The sequence below is a fragment of the Nostoc sp. DSM 114159 genome (assembly GCF_053470285.1).
The window spans coordinates 4,513,959-4,529,465 of the sequence record NZ_JBPFEH010000001.1; the positions used below are offsets into that span (position 1 = coordinate 4,513,959).

The 15,507-nt window shown below is 41.3% G+C and carries 13 protein-coding genes and 1 pseudogene; 6 read left to right on the top strand and 8 right to left on the bottom strand.

From position 1 onward, the window contains the following. The first annotated feature begins 215 nt into the window (after positions 1–215). The 3 genes from ACR5KR_RS18630 (at position 216) to ACR5KR_RS18640 (ending at position 1,640) form a co-directional block, all read left to right on the top strand. Positions 216–1,184 carry a hypothetical protein gene (locus ACR5KR_RS18630; RefSeq protein ID WP_448267544.1) on the top strand — a complete coding sequence of 323 codons (969 nt, stop codon included), beginning with the start codon at positions 216–218 and terminating at the stop codon, positions 1,182–1,184. Positions 1,185–1,278: 94 nt separating this feature from the next. Then, entirely contained in the window at positions 1,279–1,407 is a 129-nt protein-coding gene (locus ACR5KR_RS18635) for a hypothetical protein (protein WP_448267546.1), read from the top strand. Then, positions 1,407–1,640 carry a type II toxin-antitoxin system HicB family antitoxin gene (locus ACR5KR_RS18640; RefSeq protein ID WP_448267548.1) on the top strand — a complete coding sequence of 78 codons (234 nt, stop codon included), beginning with the start codon at positions 1,407–1,409 and terminating at the stop codon, positions 1,638–1,640. The genes ACR5KR_RS18635 and ACR5KR_RS18640 overlap by 1 nt, the downstream gene beginning before the upstream one ends. Before the next feature lie 71 nt (positions 1,641–1,711). On the opposite strand, the gene ACR5KR_RS18645 is transcribed toward ACR5KR_RS18640, so the two are convergent. The 4 genes and pseudogenes from ACR5KR_RS18645 to ACR5KR_RS18660 all read right to left on the bottom strand — a co-directional run bounded on the left by ACR5KR_RS18645 (position 1,712) and on the right by ACR5KR_RS18660 (position 3,991). Beyond that, positions 1,712–2,053 (bottom strand): DUF5615 family PIN-like protein, encoded by a 342-nt coding sequence (locus ACR5KR_RS18645; RefSeq protein WP_448267550.1) that lies wholly within the window; start codon positions 2,051–2,053, stop codon positions 1,712–1,714. Next, entirely contained in the window at positions 2,050–2,283 is a 234-nt protein-coding gene (locus tag ACR5KR_RS18650; protein ID WP_448267552.1) for a DUF433 domain-containing protein, read from the bottom strand. Before ACR5KR_RS18650 ends, ACR5KR_RS18645 begins: the two co-directional genes overlap by 4 nt. Before the next feature lie 122 nt (positions 2,284–2,405). Next, positions 2,406–3,118 (bottom strand): annotated as a pseudogene (locus ACR5KR_RS18655) (hypothetical protein). Positions 3,119–3,268: 150 nt separating this feature from the next. Next, positions 3,269–3,991: a Uma2 family endonuclease gene (locus tag ACR5KR_RS18660; protein ID WP_448267553.1), complete on the bottom strand. Its 723-nt coding sequence runs from the start codon at positions 3,989–3,991 to the stop codon at positions 3,269–3,271. A gap of 401 nt (positions 3,992–4,392) precedes the next feature. On the opposite strand from ACR5KR_RS18660, the gene ACR5KR_RS18665 reads away from it, so the two are divergent. Together ACR5KR_RS18665 and ACR5KR_RS18670 are read left to right on the top strand one after the other, a co-directional pair. Continuing rightward, positions 4,393–6,999 (top strand): ATP-binding protein, encoded by a 2,607-nt coding sequence (locus tag ACR5KR_RS18665; protein ID WP_448267554.1) that lies wholly within the window; start codon positions 4,393–4,395, stop codon positions 6,997–6,999. Between the two features lie 145 nt (positions 7,000–7,144). Next, positions 7,145–7,390, top strand: a complete 246-nt coding sequence (locus ACR5KR_RS18670) for a DUF4351 domain-containing protein (protein ID WP_448267556.1) — start codon at positions 7,145–7,147, stop codon at positions 7,388–7,390. Positions 7,391–7,673: 283 nt separating this feature from the next. Here the strand turns inward: ACR5KR_RS18670 and ACR5KR_RS18675 are convergent, their stop codons facing one another. Together ACR5KR_RS18675 and ACR5KR_RS18680 are read right to left on the bottom strand one after the other, a co-directional pair. Then, complete coding sequence (locus tag ACR5KR_RS18675; protein ID WP_448267557.1) at positions 7,674–9,251, bottom strand: NAD(P)H-quinone oxidoreductase subunit 4; 1,578 nt, start codon at positions 9,249–9,251, stop codon at positions 7,674–7,676. A gap of 528 nt (positions 9,252–9,779) precedes the next feature. After that, positions 9,780–10,835, bottom strand: coding sequence for a PstS family phosphate ABC transporter substrate-binding protein (locus ACR5KR_RS18680; protein WP_445631039.1), 1,056 nt, complete (start codon positions 10,833–10,835; stop codon positions 9,780–9,782). 96 nt (positions 10,836–10,931) lie between these two features. Between ACR5KR_RS18680 and ACR5KR_RS18685 the strand changes: the two genes are divergently transcribed. Then, complete coding sequence (locus tag ACR5KR_RS18685; protein WP_445631038.1) at positions 10,932–13,076, top strand: PDC sensor domain-containing protein; 2,145 nt, start codon at positions 10,932–10,934, stop codon at positions 13,074–13,076. A 104-nt stretch (positions 13,077–13,180) separates the two neighbouring features. Here ACR5KR_RS18685 and ACR5KR_RS18690 read toward each other — a convergent pair whose 3' ends face one another. Both ACR5KR_RS18690 and ACR5KR_RS18695 read right to left on the bottom strand, forming a co-directional pair. Then, positions 13,181–15,283, bottom strand: coding sequence for an NAD(P)H-quinone oxidoreductase subunit 5 (locus ACR5KR_RS18690; RefSeq protein WP_445632074.1), 2,103 nt, complete (start codon positions 15,281–15,283; stop codon positions 13,181–13,183). Next, positions 15,283–15,417, bottom strand: a complete 135-nt coding sequence (locus tag ACR5KR_RS18695; protein WP_322713217.1) for a hypothetical protein — start codon at positions 15,415–15,417, stop codon at positions 15,283–15,285. The genes ACR5KR_RS18690 and ACR5KR_RS18695 overlap by 1 nt, the downstream gene beginning before the upstream one ends. Positions 15,418–15,507 lie beyond the last annotated feature (90 nt).

Below are 15,507 nucleotides of genomic sequence, written 5' to 3' on the forward strand. Positions count from 1 at the left end.
TTGTTAATTCTTAATCGATTTATACTGCGATTAGCTATGAGGCGATACTTTGAGAGTATTGGTGGGTATCCTGAAATTGAGTCGTGATTCTCTTCAATCACTTTATACACATCAGTAGACTACCCAAAATGTCCAATACAAACATCTTTCCTGTCAAGATTATACAAGTAACAGGCAGAACAGTTGTTACATGCAATGAAGTAAACGAGCGAACGATGAAAGAGGTTGGGCTTACTGAAGCTGACTTAGAGGAATTTGTTCGCACAAATGTAGAGATTTTATTTCCTGAAGGTGAAGAAACCCTGCTTATTATTGGTCAGCAAGTACGTAACACGCTATCAGGTCGCGCTGACTTAGTTGCACTTGATAAGAAAGGAAATATTGTTCTAATTGAGTTAAAACGCGATAGAGATGATACAGCAAAACGTAAAGAGCCTTTTGAGTTTCAAGCAATTCGATATGCGGCTAATTATGCTTTAATCAAAACACAGCAAGATATTGTTCGACAATTGTTTGCACCATACATTGAGCGCCATCGAGATGAGCCTAAGTTTCAGCAAGCATTATCAAGTGGTCTAACAGCTTCCGAACTTGCGACTCGCATCCTAGCTAAATTTTTACAAGATAATCAAGCTCAAGGTACACTCAACCAAGATCAACGAATTCTTCTAATTGCAGCTTCATTTGACGGACAAACTTTATCAGCCTGTGCTTGGTTGGCTAAAAATAATATTGATGTTCGATGCATAATAATTTCCCCAATGCAGTATGACCAACAGTACTTCTTTAAGGTTGAGCAAATAATACCACCTCCAGCACTAGAGAAATATTACGTTGAAATTGCAGAACCGACAGTAAGTAGTATCGCAAGTACATCTATTCCAGAAATGCAATCGAGGCAAGTATTACCTCGCATGAATGATCTTCTTAATTGGGGGCTTGTTTCTGTAGGCGATCGTCTTTATATTCGATATTATGATTCAGACAGTGCAGAAATTATTGACCATGCCTATGTCAAATATCAAGAGCAAAAAATGAAATACAATGATTGGGGTCAGAAGCTTACTGGATGGTCTTCTATTAATATCTATGAGTGGACAGTTCATCAACCCACTAACAAAACATTAGATACATTAAGGCGGGAGAAGTTAGAGGAATTGTCACAAGATGTATCTGTAGCTTAATGCCTCATTGTTAAGTTAGCATCTTTTTTTTGCAGGATGGTTGCTCATCACCTTAATTTAAGTTTAAGTTAAAATACCCAAGAATATATGTATTTTGAGTAACTACTTGCTTGTGCGATCGCACCTGTGGAAGGCTAACACCTCAATACAATGGACAAGCGATCGCACTCGTCTAGTCCTAACACTAAAATCTAAGTTAGAGTCTTGTGGAGATGATTGGTAATGAAAATTAAAGCAGTTATCTGGCAAGAAGACGGTGTGTGGTGTGCTTCTGTACCTGCTCTACCAGGATGCCACACTTGGGGAGACAGCTATGAACATTTGTTAGAGATGCTGCAAGATGCAATTCAAGTCTGCTTAGAAGTTGCTAGCCAACGCGAAGATCAGCTTGATTTAGCATCATTCTCGTTACAGTACGCAGCTTCAATTTTCCCTGAGAGTGAAGAGACAGTTTAGTAACATTTAATCCCGGTGATGTAGTCACAGTTGATTTTCCCAGAGCCACTGGTATGAGTTGAGCAATTTACTCATGAACTATTGCTAATTTCTATAATTGCTTCTCCTTGGCGCAGTCGTTCTATTGCATCAGGTAAAGCAATCGCAAGTAGCCGCTGCAAATTGCGATTTGTGACATTACCACAGGTAAGCCAAAGAATTTGAGGTGGTATTCCTAACCGACAGGCCAAGTCAACAAAATCGCTGTCTTTGGTCATGATTACCGCCTTAGCAACTCGTGCTGCCTCAAAAATTTCCACATCTTTAGCATCTCGTAATCCAAGCTCTCTTAGGGCAGTAGCCTCTACGTCAAAAGTCTCAGTCAGCCAAAGTGCTAATGTAGGAGGCAACTGAGCATCAATCCAAATTTTCATGCTGTCAAGCGAGGAAAGTCAGTTCGCCGCGCTGCAAACAATAGACAGGCTTGGATATCTTCGAGTTCAAGATCGGGAAAATCCTCTAAAATCTCAGAAACACTGACATTCTCAGCTAACATTTCTAAAATATCACTCACACGAATCCTCATGCCTCGAATACAAGGACGACCACCACACTGACCAGGAGTTTGAGTAATGCGAGTCAACAAATCAACGCTTGAGTTCATGCAAGTATTTTAATATCGGGTACTTTTATTTAACTCTAATTCTGCGATCGCAATTATTCCAGCCTAGCATTTGGGTGTAGCAAAAGGGGAATCGCAGTTATCGCACACTAACCCAACAGCAGCTAAGTTGAGCAATTTTGGGTTAGTTGTAGCTTCAGGTAATCGATAAATTCCAGAATTTCTGTATCAGTGAGTTGTAGACGCGATATCGCTTGCCATATTTCTTTTGTAAATACTCCCTTCCCTGCTCTGGAGTCCAATTTAACTGGGCTAAATATGTATCACTTTGATCTATCAAAACTGCATGATTTTCTGATGCCGTTGTATTAGCAGATATTTGTATTGGCTGTTGATTCAAAGTTTGAATTCTATTAATTTTTAAACTAATTTTTTGCCCTAGAGCTTGCCAATCAATTTCATTATGTCCATCCCAACTAACACCTATAGAGTGATAAGTTATTGGATCGTAAATGTTACAAAACACTACTTTTTTATCTCCTGGACTAACGGCAATAGTAAGGGGATGACACAGTTGTTCAAAAGAAAGAATATCTAAAGACAGCAATAAGCCTTTACTGAAATAGGTATCGCTTCCTGAGCGGATAATATAAGGTTTATCTGCCAAAACATTTAAATCTGTTCTTATAACTTTTCCAAATGTATTCTCAACCTCTTTATTAACTTCTATCCCTGTAATTACTCCAGTTAAGGCTCTCTCATAAATTGGAATGCGTCTTTCATCTTCGGATAGCATATACCAGCAGTGATCGGGTTCTTTGCTGACAAAAACATATTGAGGTTTTGGGACTGCTCCAAATCCTAATTTGACTTCCATATTTTTGATGCAGATTTTGGTAAATATATTTATTGAGCAACCAGCCATAACGATTTTTACCGTCAAGCTATTAGTTGCTTTACAGATATCATTCCCTAGCCAGGAAGCTAATTAACATTAAGGCAGCAAAAATTACAAAATTTGGTGAATCTATAACAAAGTTTCTGGATCGACACCTAGCGCATTCAACCTTTCAATTAACATTTTCACTTTTTGTTCTGCTTCTACCCGTCGCTGTTCTTCAAAAGCTGTGCGTTCTTCGGCTTCCCTAATGCGTTCTTCTGGTATCAGCAATCTTTGCCCTTCTTCGTCATACCAGTACAGCCATTCCCGCACTATACCTTGATAAATTCCTCGTTCTCGCCCAATTCCTAAACCAATTTCTGGTAGCCAAACGGGATTTCCTGACATTAAGATATATTCCCCATCAACTAAATGATACACTTCCAAAGGTGTCTTTTTCCGCCGCAGGGGACTATATACAACGTAGTACAAAATTCCTAATTCTTTGGCATAAAATTCTTTCTTGGTGTTATATTCTTCGCGATAAATTTGAGAAACAACTTCTAGTGCTAAAATTGGCAGTTGCTTTTCTTCCCATAGCACATAACTTAGGCGTAAGTCCTCATCAATGACACGTTTAACTCCTAAGCTGAGAAACCCATCAGGGACAATAGCTGGTTTATCTGGGTGATAATAAATACCCATGTCAACACCAAAGAACCAATTCCAGCGATCGCACCAAACCAAAGCCAGTATCGTTTTCAGCAAGCCGGGAATTAAATTTTGGAGTTCATTATCCACAGCGGTATCATCTGAGTCGGGTAATTCTTCGGAAGATGGCAAACAATGGAGTGGATTGTAGTTTAACATGAGCGGTTTTGCCAAATCTGATTTTAGATAGATTGTACGTAATCTATTGATGTGCGATCGCATGGCAAGAATCAAAAGCCATGTTTAGCGATTGCTTTGTATCTTTCTTCTCAGTAATTAAATCTTTATAAGTGTAAAATCTTTACATTAAACTCGTGGATTTTCGGTACTGACTACCAGAGTGTGTAACTGACAATAGCAAAAAAGGGCGGAACATTGTTCAACTCGAACATTCCAGAAGTCGCAGAGTATTCAATTTCATGGTGAATTTGGTAGCTGGGCTGATTACCTATACCTACCAGGAGAAAAAGTCTTCTCTCAACCTTGACTCAGAAAACATGGCGTAGCTGGAAATTAGCTAATTTTCAGCCCGATTTTTGAGTTGTACCTAAGTATCAGAGATGTCACCACAGATCCATTCACGAGTTTTAATCAAAAACTTCCTAATAGTTTTTTTGCCATTGTCAGCTTTAGTTGGAGTTGTTATTGCTACTATCTACTACCAACAGGTACAAACCGAGCAAGTTCTGCTCAAAACAAATGAACTCCGTAAGGTAGATTTACAAACTAAAGTAATTAGCGGAGACTTTCACTCGGTTGTCTCAGATTTGATGGTTATCTCTAAACAAAACGAGCTACAAAGAATTTTAGAGGGAGTAGGTAGACAACAGGCACTTTCTCAAGAATTTTTATTATTTTCTGGATATAAAAAACTTTACGACCAAATTCGCTTTTTGGATCGATCGGGTAAGGAAATTGTCAGAGTCAACTTTAACAAGGGTGAACCAGGGATTGTCCCCGAAGAAAAACTGCAAGTTCAAATCAAGCGTTACTGGTTTAATGACACTTTCCGCCTGAACCAAGGACAAGTATTTGTCTCTCCTCTTGACCTAAACATCGAACGTGGTCAGGTTGAACAACCCTTGAAGCCAATGATCCGCTTTGGCACTCCCGTTTTTGATAACCGTGGGCAGAAACGAGGCATTGTGGTGTTAAATTATTTCGGTGCAAAACTGCTAGACAATTTTAATCAAGCTTTTGCTAACGCCCCTAGCCAGGGAATGTTACTGAATGCCGATGGCTACTGGTTAAAAGGGGCGAAGCCTGAAGATGAATGGGGATTTATGTTTCCCGACCGCAAAAACCGCACTTTTGGCAAAACTTTTCCCCAAGCATGGCAGCGGATTTCTCAACAAGAATCGGGACAATTCCAAACTACTGAAGGAATGTTCACTTTTACCACAGTCTATCCACTTCTCGAAGGGCAAAAATCTAGTACGGGAGCAGGACAAGCTTTTGCACCAAGTCAAAATCAAATTGATACTAAATCCTATCACTGGAAGATTGTCTCGTGGGTGTCACCAGAGACGTTGACAACCAAATCAAACCGATTTTTGAGTCAATTGCTACCGCTATATGCTGGGTTAGTAGGACTAATTGGCATTGGTTCTTGGCTACTAGCAAGAGCTAGTGTTAATCGTAATATTGCCCAGATAGAGTTAAGGCAGTCTGAAGTCGAATTGCGAAAGCTAGTTGAACGGGAAAAAATTCTGAAAACTCGTCTATCTAGTCAAATTCGTAACTCGCTGGATCTAAATACGATTTTGAGTACAGTAGTGGGTGAAGTTCGGCAACTGCTACAGATCGATCAATGCCAGTTTTTTTGGTGTTATCAAGAAGATGAATCTACTAGCTTGGAACTGAGTCAGCAAGCTTGCGCTCCCGACTTAACAGAACCTTTAGGCTGTTCTCCGATCCAAAATGTGGAAGCTTTAAGTGAGGCTGTTATGCAAGGGAATTTGCTTTGCTTTGATGACATTGCGGCAGATTCCTGGCTTGATTTCAAGAGTCGGAATTTACTGGTGACATTGGGCTTTAAGTCTCTACTAATAGTTTCAGTTCAAACTCAGTCGGGTCGATCGGGTGTGATTGTCTGCGAACATAGTAGAGAGCTTCGCCCCTGGAGTGATGATGAGGTGGAAATCATTCGAGGCGTGGCTGACCAGTTAGCGATCGCCATTGACCAAGCCCAATTGTATAATCAAAGTCGCGCTGCTACTGCTGCTGCTACTGCCCAAGCAGAACAACTCAACAAAGTTCTGCACAATCTCAAACAGACTCAAGCTCAACTAATTCAGACCGAAAAAATGTCGAGTTTAGGTCAACTAGTGGCTGGTGTAGCTCATGAAATCAATAACCCAGTTAACTTTATCTACGGCAACCTGACCCATGTAAGTGAATATACGCTGGGCTTGTTGGAACTGATAGAACTCTATCAAAAATCTAATGCTCATTCAACACCTGAAGTACAAGCTCATATAGAAGCGATCGACTTTGAGTTTATGGCTGAGGATCTACCTAAAATATTAGTTTCTATGAAAATGGGAGCTAATCGCATTCGGGAAATAGTTCTCTCCTTACGAAATTTTTCTCGACTTGACGAAGCGGATATGAAACCTGTCAACATTCATCAAGGTATTGATAGCACACTACTGATTTTACAAAATCGCTTCAAACAAACGCCGGGAAATAACGGAATTGAAATAGTCAAGGAATATGGTGATATTCCCTTAGTAGAATGCTATGCCGGACAACTCAATCAGGTGTTTATGAATCTTATTAGTAATGCCATTGATGCCCTCGATAGTTATGACAGTAAGCGAACTCTTGAAGATATAGAAGCTAAACCCAGCCAGATTGTAATTCGTACTGAGTTACGCAACTCGGATTACATAACTGTACAAATTGCAGATAATGGCCCTGGCATGACCGAAGTAGTTAAGCAAAAATTATTTGACCCTTTCTTTACTACAAAAGCCGCAGGTAAAGGCACTGGATTAGGACTAGCAATTAGCGCTCAGATTGTCACAGAAAAACACAACGGAGCTATTTGGTGTATTTCTGAACCAGGACAAGGAGCAGAATTTTGGGTTGAGATTCCGATTTGCCAAAGTCGTGAACTAGCTACTACATCTGCTGCTACTCTAGCAGTCGTAAATTATTCCTAAAATATGCTTGCTATTTGCCTTATTTTATGTAACAAAGCCACTTGTCTACGAGATGCTGTACGAATTCAGTTTGTTGAATAAAACCGATTTATGGAATAGTTTGTTGATTTGGATATAGTTTTAAATAAATGATTTATTACGAGCTATGAGATATGTAACTACAGGTGAGCGCATCGGCTACGAGCGTGGAAAACTAGAAGGGAAACTAGAAGGCGAACAACAGCTTATTTTAAGGTTATTACAAAAACGATTGGGAGAATTATCACCACAATTGCAAAAGCGCATCCAATCTCTTTCTTTAAATCAATTAGAAACTCTTAGTGAAGCTTTATTAGATTTTAATGCTATGGAAGATTTACTGCACTGGTTGCAAACAAATCTATCAGCTTAATAATCTATTTTTAGAATAATTGTAAAAAATCTATTTACTCACTTACGCCATATAGGTCAATACTGTTCAGTTAAGAAAAATTGTAGGTTAGGTTAAGCAAAGCGCAACCCAACAAAGTCCTGCTACGTAGTTTAAGGTTTTTGGGGCAATACCCTTGGGTATTGCCATACAGGTTTATTACTTTACTCAATTAAAAGTTTCAAATGAGTAACAAAAAGGGCAGGTACAAAACCCGCCCTCAAAGCAATAAATATTTAAACAAAACTAAAGTAGCGATCGCAACTTAATTACCAATTTGGGGCGCACTCAAAGAAACCTTTAGTGTTTCGTCTTTTTGCTGTGCTAATGTCGGCACGGAATCACGCAATCTTGCTGTCAATTGTACAGTTGTCGCGTCATACATTTGAGTCAGCAATTTTGGATAAAAACCAATACCAATAATTGGAATTAACAAACAGGCAATGATAAATACTTCACGGGGTTCAGCATCTATCAAAGCTTGGTGAGAAACTAATTCCTCGTTCTCTTTACCGTAGAAAATTTCTCGCAACATCGACAGCAGATAAATCGGAGTTAAAATCACTCCTACTGCCATCAAGAACACCACGATAACTTTGAAGGTAGAGCTATAAGCATCACTAGTAGCAAAGCCTACAAATACCATTAATTCTGCCACGAAACCGCTCATCCCTGGCAATGCCAAAGAAGCCATTGAACAGGTGGTGAACATGGCGAAAATCTTCGGCATTCTCTTCGCAATACCGCCCATTTCATCCAACATTAGGGTGTGGGTGCGATCGTAAGTTGCGCCAACCAGGAAGAACAAACTCGCCCCAATTAACCCGTGGGAAACCATTTGCAATACTGCCCCACTCAACCCCAAATCGGTGAAGGAGGCAATACCAATCATCACAAAGCCCATGTGAGAAATTGAGGAATAGGCAATTTTTCGCTTCAGGTTGCGCTGGGCAAAGGATGTTAAGGCAGCGTAGATGATATTGACTACCCCCAAAACCACGAACACTGGTGCAAAATAAGCGTGGGCATCGGGGAGCATTTGGGCATTCATCCGAATTAAGGCGTAACCGCCCATTTTCAGGAGAATACCTGCTAATAACATGTGTACAGGGGCTGTAGCTTCACCGTGGGCATCAGGTAGCCAAGTGTGCAAGGGAATAATCGGTAACTTGACAGCGTAAGCAATCAGGAAGCCAGCATAGACGGCAAGTTGGAAATTGAGGGCGAAGTCTTTTAAGGCGAGCGATCGCATGTCAAATGTCACCGTATCGCCGTAAAATCCCATTGTCAGTGCAGACAGCAAAATAAACAGCGAACCGCCGGCGGTGTATAAAATAAATTTTGTCGCTGCATATTGCCGTCTTTTGCCTCCCCAAATCGACAGCAGAAAGTATATCGGTACTAGTTCCAGTTCCCACACCAGGAAAAATAACAGCATATCCTGGACAGCGAACACGGCAATCTGACCGCCATACATCGCCAACATCAAGAAGTAAAATAGCTTCGGCTTGAAGGTGACAGGCCAAGCTGCTAAAATCGCCAGCGTGGTAATGAATCCAGTCAAAATAATTAGGGGCATGGATAAGCCATCTGCCCCTACTGACCAATTCAAATCTAGTTGGGGTACCCAGGCGTAACTCTCGACCAACTGCAAATCTGGATTGGAAAAATCATATCCAGTATAAAAAGCATAAACAATTAGTGCAAAATCTATCAGCCCTACAACGAGGGAGTACCAGCGCACTGTTTTGCCTTCTTTATCCGGGATGATGGGAATCAGTAGTGAAGCGGCTATCGGCAACAGAATAATCGTCGTCAGCCACGGAAAATTAGCTGTATTCATCACAATTCGTCTGCTATCAAAATCATGTTTGGCAAAAAGTCACTAGTTATTAAGTAACAGCTTTTTGGGGATTTCGTCTTCCTCGTTAGGTTGATTTAATTAAATTGGCAGTCCCCTATTTTTCCTCTTGGGAGTCTTTTTTGACAGTTGCGGGTGCGGAATGTGCGTTGTGATACTCCCAGTCAAGTCAAAAATTTACCCTAAAAACTGTACGTTCGCTTATTTTGAGATGGCAAAAAAATTAATACCTTGAGAGGAAAGGAATAAAACAATTTTCCAACCCAATCGCATAATGCCTCTTATTTCTCAGTAGTGTGGAGAAAAACGATGGCGCAATTCTTGGGTAAAAGCGATCGGTTCACTCCCAAACTTTGAGTGACTTCGCTCTATGTAGAGGATTCACTCAGTTTTAATTTATCACTATGCTTCCTGGGTCGGTCCTTGCCAGTTTATCAACTCACTATGAGTCATTCGTCGGTTTAAATAAACCCAGTACCATATTAGACTTGTCACGCTAGTATCTGTTTTCTACCTCTGTTTGGAACTTGCTAATCGATCTGCAAATTTGACATTGGCTGGCGACCCTTCCTCAAAAACCGAGCCAGCGATCGCACGATCTAGACGCAATCGCACTTTTGTTAGCAAGTTATCTGGCAAAGGAACGTAGCCACTTTCTGAGATTAAGGAACGGTTAGCAGCATTTAGGTGGTAATCTGCAAAAACTTTGACGGCAGGATTTTCTTTAAGAGCTGTCTTGCTGACGTATATAAATAGAGGACGGGAAAGGGGATTATAGCTGCTGTTGGCGATCGTTTCTGGGCTTGGCTCTACACATTTACCTTCCTTGTTCTCAATAGCAAGAGCCTTGAGAATGTTCTGATTTTTTAGGTAGCGGGAAAAGGCTGTAAAGCCAAGACCTCCCGGCTCAGATGCGACTGTCTGAACAGTTACGCTTTCCTCTTCACTGGTTTTGTAGTCATTGCGGATTTTCCCACTTTTGCCAATTATCACCTCACTAAAATAGTCTACAGTACCAGTGCCTACAGCCGGGCCAGCCAGTATTAGGGGATATTGATCGGGGTAGTTATTACGAACTTGGTTCCAGTTAACGATTTTGCCTGATGCCGCAGACTCCCATATTTTGCTCAGTTCTTGAGGTTTGAGGCAAGTAGCCCAAGTGTTGGTGCGATTGACTACAAGGGAGATGCCATCAATGGCAAGCGGCAATTCAACGAATTCAATGTTGTTTTTTTGACAGGCTTCAATTTCTGACTTTTTTATCGGACGGGCTGCCATTGAGATATCAGTTACGCCAAGGCAAAACCTTGTAAAGCCGTCTCCAGTACCGTTCTTCCCAATAGCGATTCTTACATTGGGGTTTACTTTTCTAAATTGTTCTTTCATTGCTTCACTAATGACAGAAACCGTACCCGAACCGTCAATCAGTACAGTTTTACTTGCATCTAAGCCAGTATTGCCATTTACTCTGCTGTCTAGTGGAGTATAAACTTGCCTTTGCTCGCTAGTACAAGCACTCAAACTCACCAATAAGATAGTTGCTAAAAAACACTTAATATGTAACATCCTTTTAACTATAAATAGATACAGCCAATTTATATGTAGATTATATGGAAAAGTGTCAGAATACTTTACGAGAAAATTTATTTACGCTTTTGATAAATGGCATTCATAGAAAAGAATAAAAAGCAAAAAATACTATTCTTTGCATTACTAACCCTTTGTGGTATCACTCTTGCATTAGCTCTATTTGGGTTTTACATCTATTGGCACAGTGCACAGCAGAGACTTCAAAAAGCTAAAAACCAAGCCCAGCGAGAAGCTGTGCTAACGACTCTGGAGATCGAGAACGAACTGCGTACCACTCAAGATAATTCTCTTGCTCTTGCTAACTCCCTCACAACAGATGAAATCAACGATGAGCAACTATCAGCGCAACTCCAACAAAAAATTGAAAAAAACCCTTATCTTGCTACCTTCGGTGCAGCCTATGAACTTGGTGTTAGTAGAAGCAAATCCCAAAAGCTAGATGCACCTGTCTATTTCAGGGTAAACAACAGTGTGCAATTAGGGCAACAAGAGAAAAATGATGACAACACAAAATATCCCTGGTATCGCAAGACGTTGCAGGATGGAGCATCTTGGGGAGAACCCTACCGCAGGTCACAGCAGTCTCTCTTGACTGAACCCATAGTGGGATTTTATGCTCCGTTCTATCGTTTGCAGGGTAAACGAAAATTGCCGCAAGGAGTGCTTTTTAGTGAATATTCCTTAAGTCAAATACAACAGTTAATTGATTCCTTAAAACTGGAACTGGGAAAAACGGGCTACGCCTTTGTTCTTTCTAAAAATGGAACTTTTGTCTATCATACGATTACTGATAATGTAAAACAGCAAAACAACTTGGTTGAAATTGCTGCCAAGCAGAACAACAAACAACTCCTAGCATTAGTTAAACAGGCGCTTCAAGGTAAGGAAGGCGAAGCGGAGTTGTTCGATGAAACCACAGGTCAAAATTCTTGGTTTTTCCTGCAACCAACTAAGCTGAATAATTGGGTGGTGGGAGTAGTCTTTCTCAAACAAGAAGTTTTGCTAGATGACCAAACTAAGCGACAAACGCTAATTTTAAGCTGTTTAGCCTTGCTCTGGTTTTTCATTTGTTTGTCAGTTCTAATGTTGCGGGCTTATGAGTTTCGTGTTAGCCGAGTGTGGATAGTGTCGTCAATCTCTAGTATCTTGTTTGCCACAGAAATCGGAATGATTTGGAAATTAGCTTTGGGCGATCGCAACTATATAACCAATCACAACATCCTGCTTAATCAAGCACAAGTTGATAAATTATTGGCTCCGCAAGTCAAGTTAAATAAAAACTTAAACCGAAAGCCGCCGTTATATGTGCCTACTGGAATTTTCATTCAGTCCTTAGAATTTGAAAGTGCTAAAAAAGTTTTTATGACGGGTTATATCTGGCAGAAGTATACCAAAGGCATTCACGATGGGTTGACTCGCGGTTTTATTATGCCGGATGCTGTCAGTGTCAACGATGTACAAATGAAGGAAGCTTACCATTATACCCAAGGGAATGTTGAGGTTATTGGTTGGTATGTGGAAGCTACAGTGCTGCAAAATTTGGATTACTCTCACTATCCCTTTGACTACAAAGATATTCAAATTCGGCTATGGCACAGCGATTTTAATACTCAAAATAATTTAAACCGCCAAGTGTTTCTCACGCCCGATTTTGAGAGTTATAAAATTATTAACCCCAGCGCCCATCCTGGTTTAGATAAGAGACTAGTCTTGGATGGCTGGCAGATTGAAGATAGTTTTTTTGAATATCTTTATGCAACATACGATAGCAATTTTGGGATACCAAATACTATTTTCAAAACAAATGTTCCTGAACTTAATTTCAATATTACTACCAAACGCCAAGTTATCAGTATTTTTATCTCCAGAATCGGGCCGCTGTTTGTAGTCGTTGTCATGCTGTTTGCAATGTTAGTAATTGCCGATAGAGATAAAACTATGGAGGTTTTGGCAGCTTGTGCTGGTTTTATTTTTATTGTGATTCTTGACCAAATTTCGCTTAGGGAACAAGTCCTTGCCAAAGGACTTGTTTATTTCGAGTTTTTCTACTTAGTTATTTATTTATACATTTTTGTGATCACTATTAACGCTGTTTTAATGCTCGTAAAACCGGATTTAAAGCTGCTACAGTATAAAGATAACTTGATAGCTAAAATTTTGTACTGGCCTTCTCTTCTGAAGCTGTTGCTGTTAATTACTATTTTTATATTTTTCTAAAGCATAAGCTATCATTTACTGACGTGAAAATGCTTTAATCATAAAATTCAAAAAATAATGTAGAGGCAAAGGGGCAGACAGCCGCCCCTTTGCTCCTATGAAAATCAGGTAACACCAAAGACAATCACTAAACCCAAAACCGCCCCAAACACAATCAAGGCATAGAATTGAGCGCGACCGTTTTCTAGGTACTTCAGACCTTCACCGCTAACAAGGGTGAAAAAGCCTGTGAGGTTAACAGCACCATCTACAACGCGGAAGTCAACTTCCATAACTTGTCTAGCTACGCGACGCAAGCCGAGGACAAAAACCCGATGGTAAATGTCATCAAAGTACCACTTGTTGAGGGATAACTCGTAAAGTGGTTGGATTTTAGCAGCGATCGCAGCCGGATCAATTTTACGGCGCAAATACATCAGCGAAGCCAGGGTAATCGCAATCAAGGATATTCCGACTGAAGCACCCGCCATGATGTAGAATTCCGTCGGATTGAACTCGGAAGCCTTTTCTATAACTTCGGTCAGAGTTTCACTAGGAGGAAAGATAAACTCTTCAAAATAATTGGCGTAGGGAGTTCCCACCAAACCAATCAAAATCGAAGGCACAGCCAACAGTGCCAACGGCAGCGTCATTGTCCACGGCGATTCGTGGGGGGAGTCGCTGTGATGCCCGTGGGAGTCATGGGATTCATGATGCTGACTAGTTGCCGCCAATTCTCCTTTCTTCATCGCCCCAGGCCCAAAATTCGGGACTGGTTCTTCTGACTCTAATTCCAGGACAATTGTCGCCGCAGCTTTCTTAAGTTTTTCCTTGATTTTCTCGTCAGTACCCCGGAATTTGCCTTCAAATGTCGAGAAATACATTCTAAACATATAGAAAGCTGTAATCCCGGCAGTTAGCCAGCCGATAAACCAGAGGAGTGGGTTTGCCTCAAAAGCCTTCCCTAAAATTTCATCTTTTGACCAGAAACCAGCAAAGGGTGGAATACCAGAAATTGCCAAGCAACCAATCAAAAAGGTAGTTGCCGTGATCGGCATATACTTTCGCAGTCCACCCATCAAGCGCATATCTTGCGCTAAGGCGGGGTCGTGACCGACGACACCTTCCATACCATGAATAACTGAACCTGAACCCAAGAACAGCATCGCCTTAAAATAGGCATGGGTCATCAGGTGGAATAGTCCAGCACTATAGGAGCCTATTCCCATTGCCATCACCATGTAACCAAGTTGGGAAATGGTGGAGTAAGCCAAGCCCTTTTTGATGTCGTTTTGGGTAATGGCAATAGTTGCCCCCAAAAACGCCGTAAACGCCCCAGTAAAGGCAATGACATTCATTGCGGCTGGAACGTCTTCAAATACTGGGTACATCCGGGCAATCAGGAAAACACCCGCCGCCACCATTGTTGCCGCGTGAATCAAGGCAGAAATGGGGGTGGGGCCTTCCATTGCATCTGGTAGCCAGACGTGGAGGGGAAATTGGGCTGATTTTGCAACTGGGCCTAAGAAAACTAAAATCGCAAACAGGACAGCGAGAAAATTGCTGATCGAACCTGATTCGACGAGTTGGGCGAGGCGATCGCCCATGATATTAAAATCAAAGCTTCCTGTTGCCCAGAACAGCCCCAAAATGCCGAGTAACAAACCAAAGTCACCCACACGGTTGGTCACAAACGCTTTTTGAGCGGCATCGGCTGCTGACTTGCGATCGAACCAAAAACCGACCAGCAAGTAGGAACACATCCCGACCAGTTCCCAGAATATGTAAACTTGTACTAGGTTGGGGCTGACCACCAGACCTAACATTGAGGAGCCAAACAAACTGAGATAGGCGTAAAACCTCACGTAACTGGGATCGTGAGCCATGTAGCCATCGGTGTAAACCATAACTAAACAGGCTACCGTTGTGACAATCACCAGCATTAGGGCTGTCAGGTGGTCAATAGTGTAGCCCATGCTCAGGTGAAAATTACCTGCTGCTGCCCACTCCAAGGTGCGGGTATAAGAGGGATGTCCTTGGATTTGACTCCACAGCAAGGCAAACGACAGCACCATAGCTGCTGCCATCATGGAGATAATCACCACAGCATTAAGCTGGCGGAGGCGGTTTGTCACCTGATTCAACGAGATTAACCCTAGACCGACCAGCATTGCCCCAAGAAGAGGGAACACCGGAATCAGCCAGGCATACTGATAGATTACTTCCATCACTGACGCCTACTTTTAGAATTCTTGATTAGCGTGTCGAAACTGTTAATAATTGTGACTACACCCTTTAGGATAAAATAACCCACCCAAGACTGATTGGGTGGGGTATTAAGCATGGTTTTAGATTTGGTCATTAGTCATTAGTCATTGGTCATTGGTCATTAGTTATTTGCTCAATGACGGCAGTTGCTCCGCTTGGGGAGACCCCAAGACCGCACTGCCTC

What these genes read in the sequence shown, in the direction of transcription:
- ACR5KR_RS18665 (WP_448267554.1), top strand. Translation starts at nt 4,393, where the DNA reads ATGTCACCACAGATCCATTCACGAGTTTTAATCAAAAACTTCCTAATA.
- ACR5KR_RS18695 (WP_322713217.1), bottom strand. Translation starts at nt 15,417, where the DNA reads ATGACCAAATCTAAAACCATGCTTAATACCCCACCCAATCAGTCTTGG.
- ACR5KR_RS18630 (WP_448267544.1), top strand. Translation starts at nt 216, where the DNA reads ATGAAAGAGGTTGGGCTTACTGAAGCTGACTTAGAGGAATTTGTTCGC.
- ACR5KR_RS18675 (WP_448267557.1), bottom strand. Translation starts at nt 9,251, where the DNA reads ATGAATACAGCTAATTTTCCGTGGCTGACGACGATTATTCTGTTGCCG.
- ACR5KR_RS18670 (WP_448267556.1), top strand. Translation starts at nt 7,145, where the DNA reads ATGAGATATGTAACTACAGGTGAGCGCATCGGCTACGAGCGTGGAAAA.
- ACR5KR_RS18640 (WP_448267548.1), top strand. Translation starts at nt 1,407, where the DNA reads ATGAAAATTAAAGCAGTTATCTGGCAAGAAGACGGTGTGTGGTGTGCT.
- ACR5KR_RS18645 (WP_448267550.1), bottom strand. Translation starts at nt 2,053, where the DNA reads ATGAAAATTTGGATTGATGCTCAGTTGCCTCCTACATTAGCACTTTGG.
- ACR5KR_RS18650 (WP_448267552.1), bottom strand. Translation starts at nt 2,283, where the DNA reads ATGAACTCAAGCGTTGATTTGTTGACTCGCATTACTCAAACTCCTGGT.
- ACR5KR_RS18660 (WP_448267553.1), bottom strand. Translation starts at nt 3,991, where the DNA reads ATGTTAAACTACAATCCACTCCATTGTTTGCCATCTTCCGAAGAATTA.
- ACR5KR_RS18690 (WP_445632074.1), bottom strand. Translation starts at nt 15,283, where the DNA reads ATGGAAGTAATCTATCAGTATGCCTGGCTGATTCCGGTGTTCCCTCTT.
- ACR5KR_RS18680 (WP_445631039.1), bottom strand. Translation starts at nt 10,835, where the DNA reads ATGTTACATATTAAGTGTTTTTTAGCAACTATCTTATTGGTGAGTTTG.
- ACR5KR_RS18685 (WP_445631038.1), top strand. Translation starts at nt 10,932, where the DNA reads ATGGCATTCATAGAAAAGAATAAAAAGCAAAAAATACTATTCTTTGCA.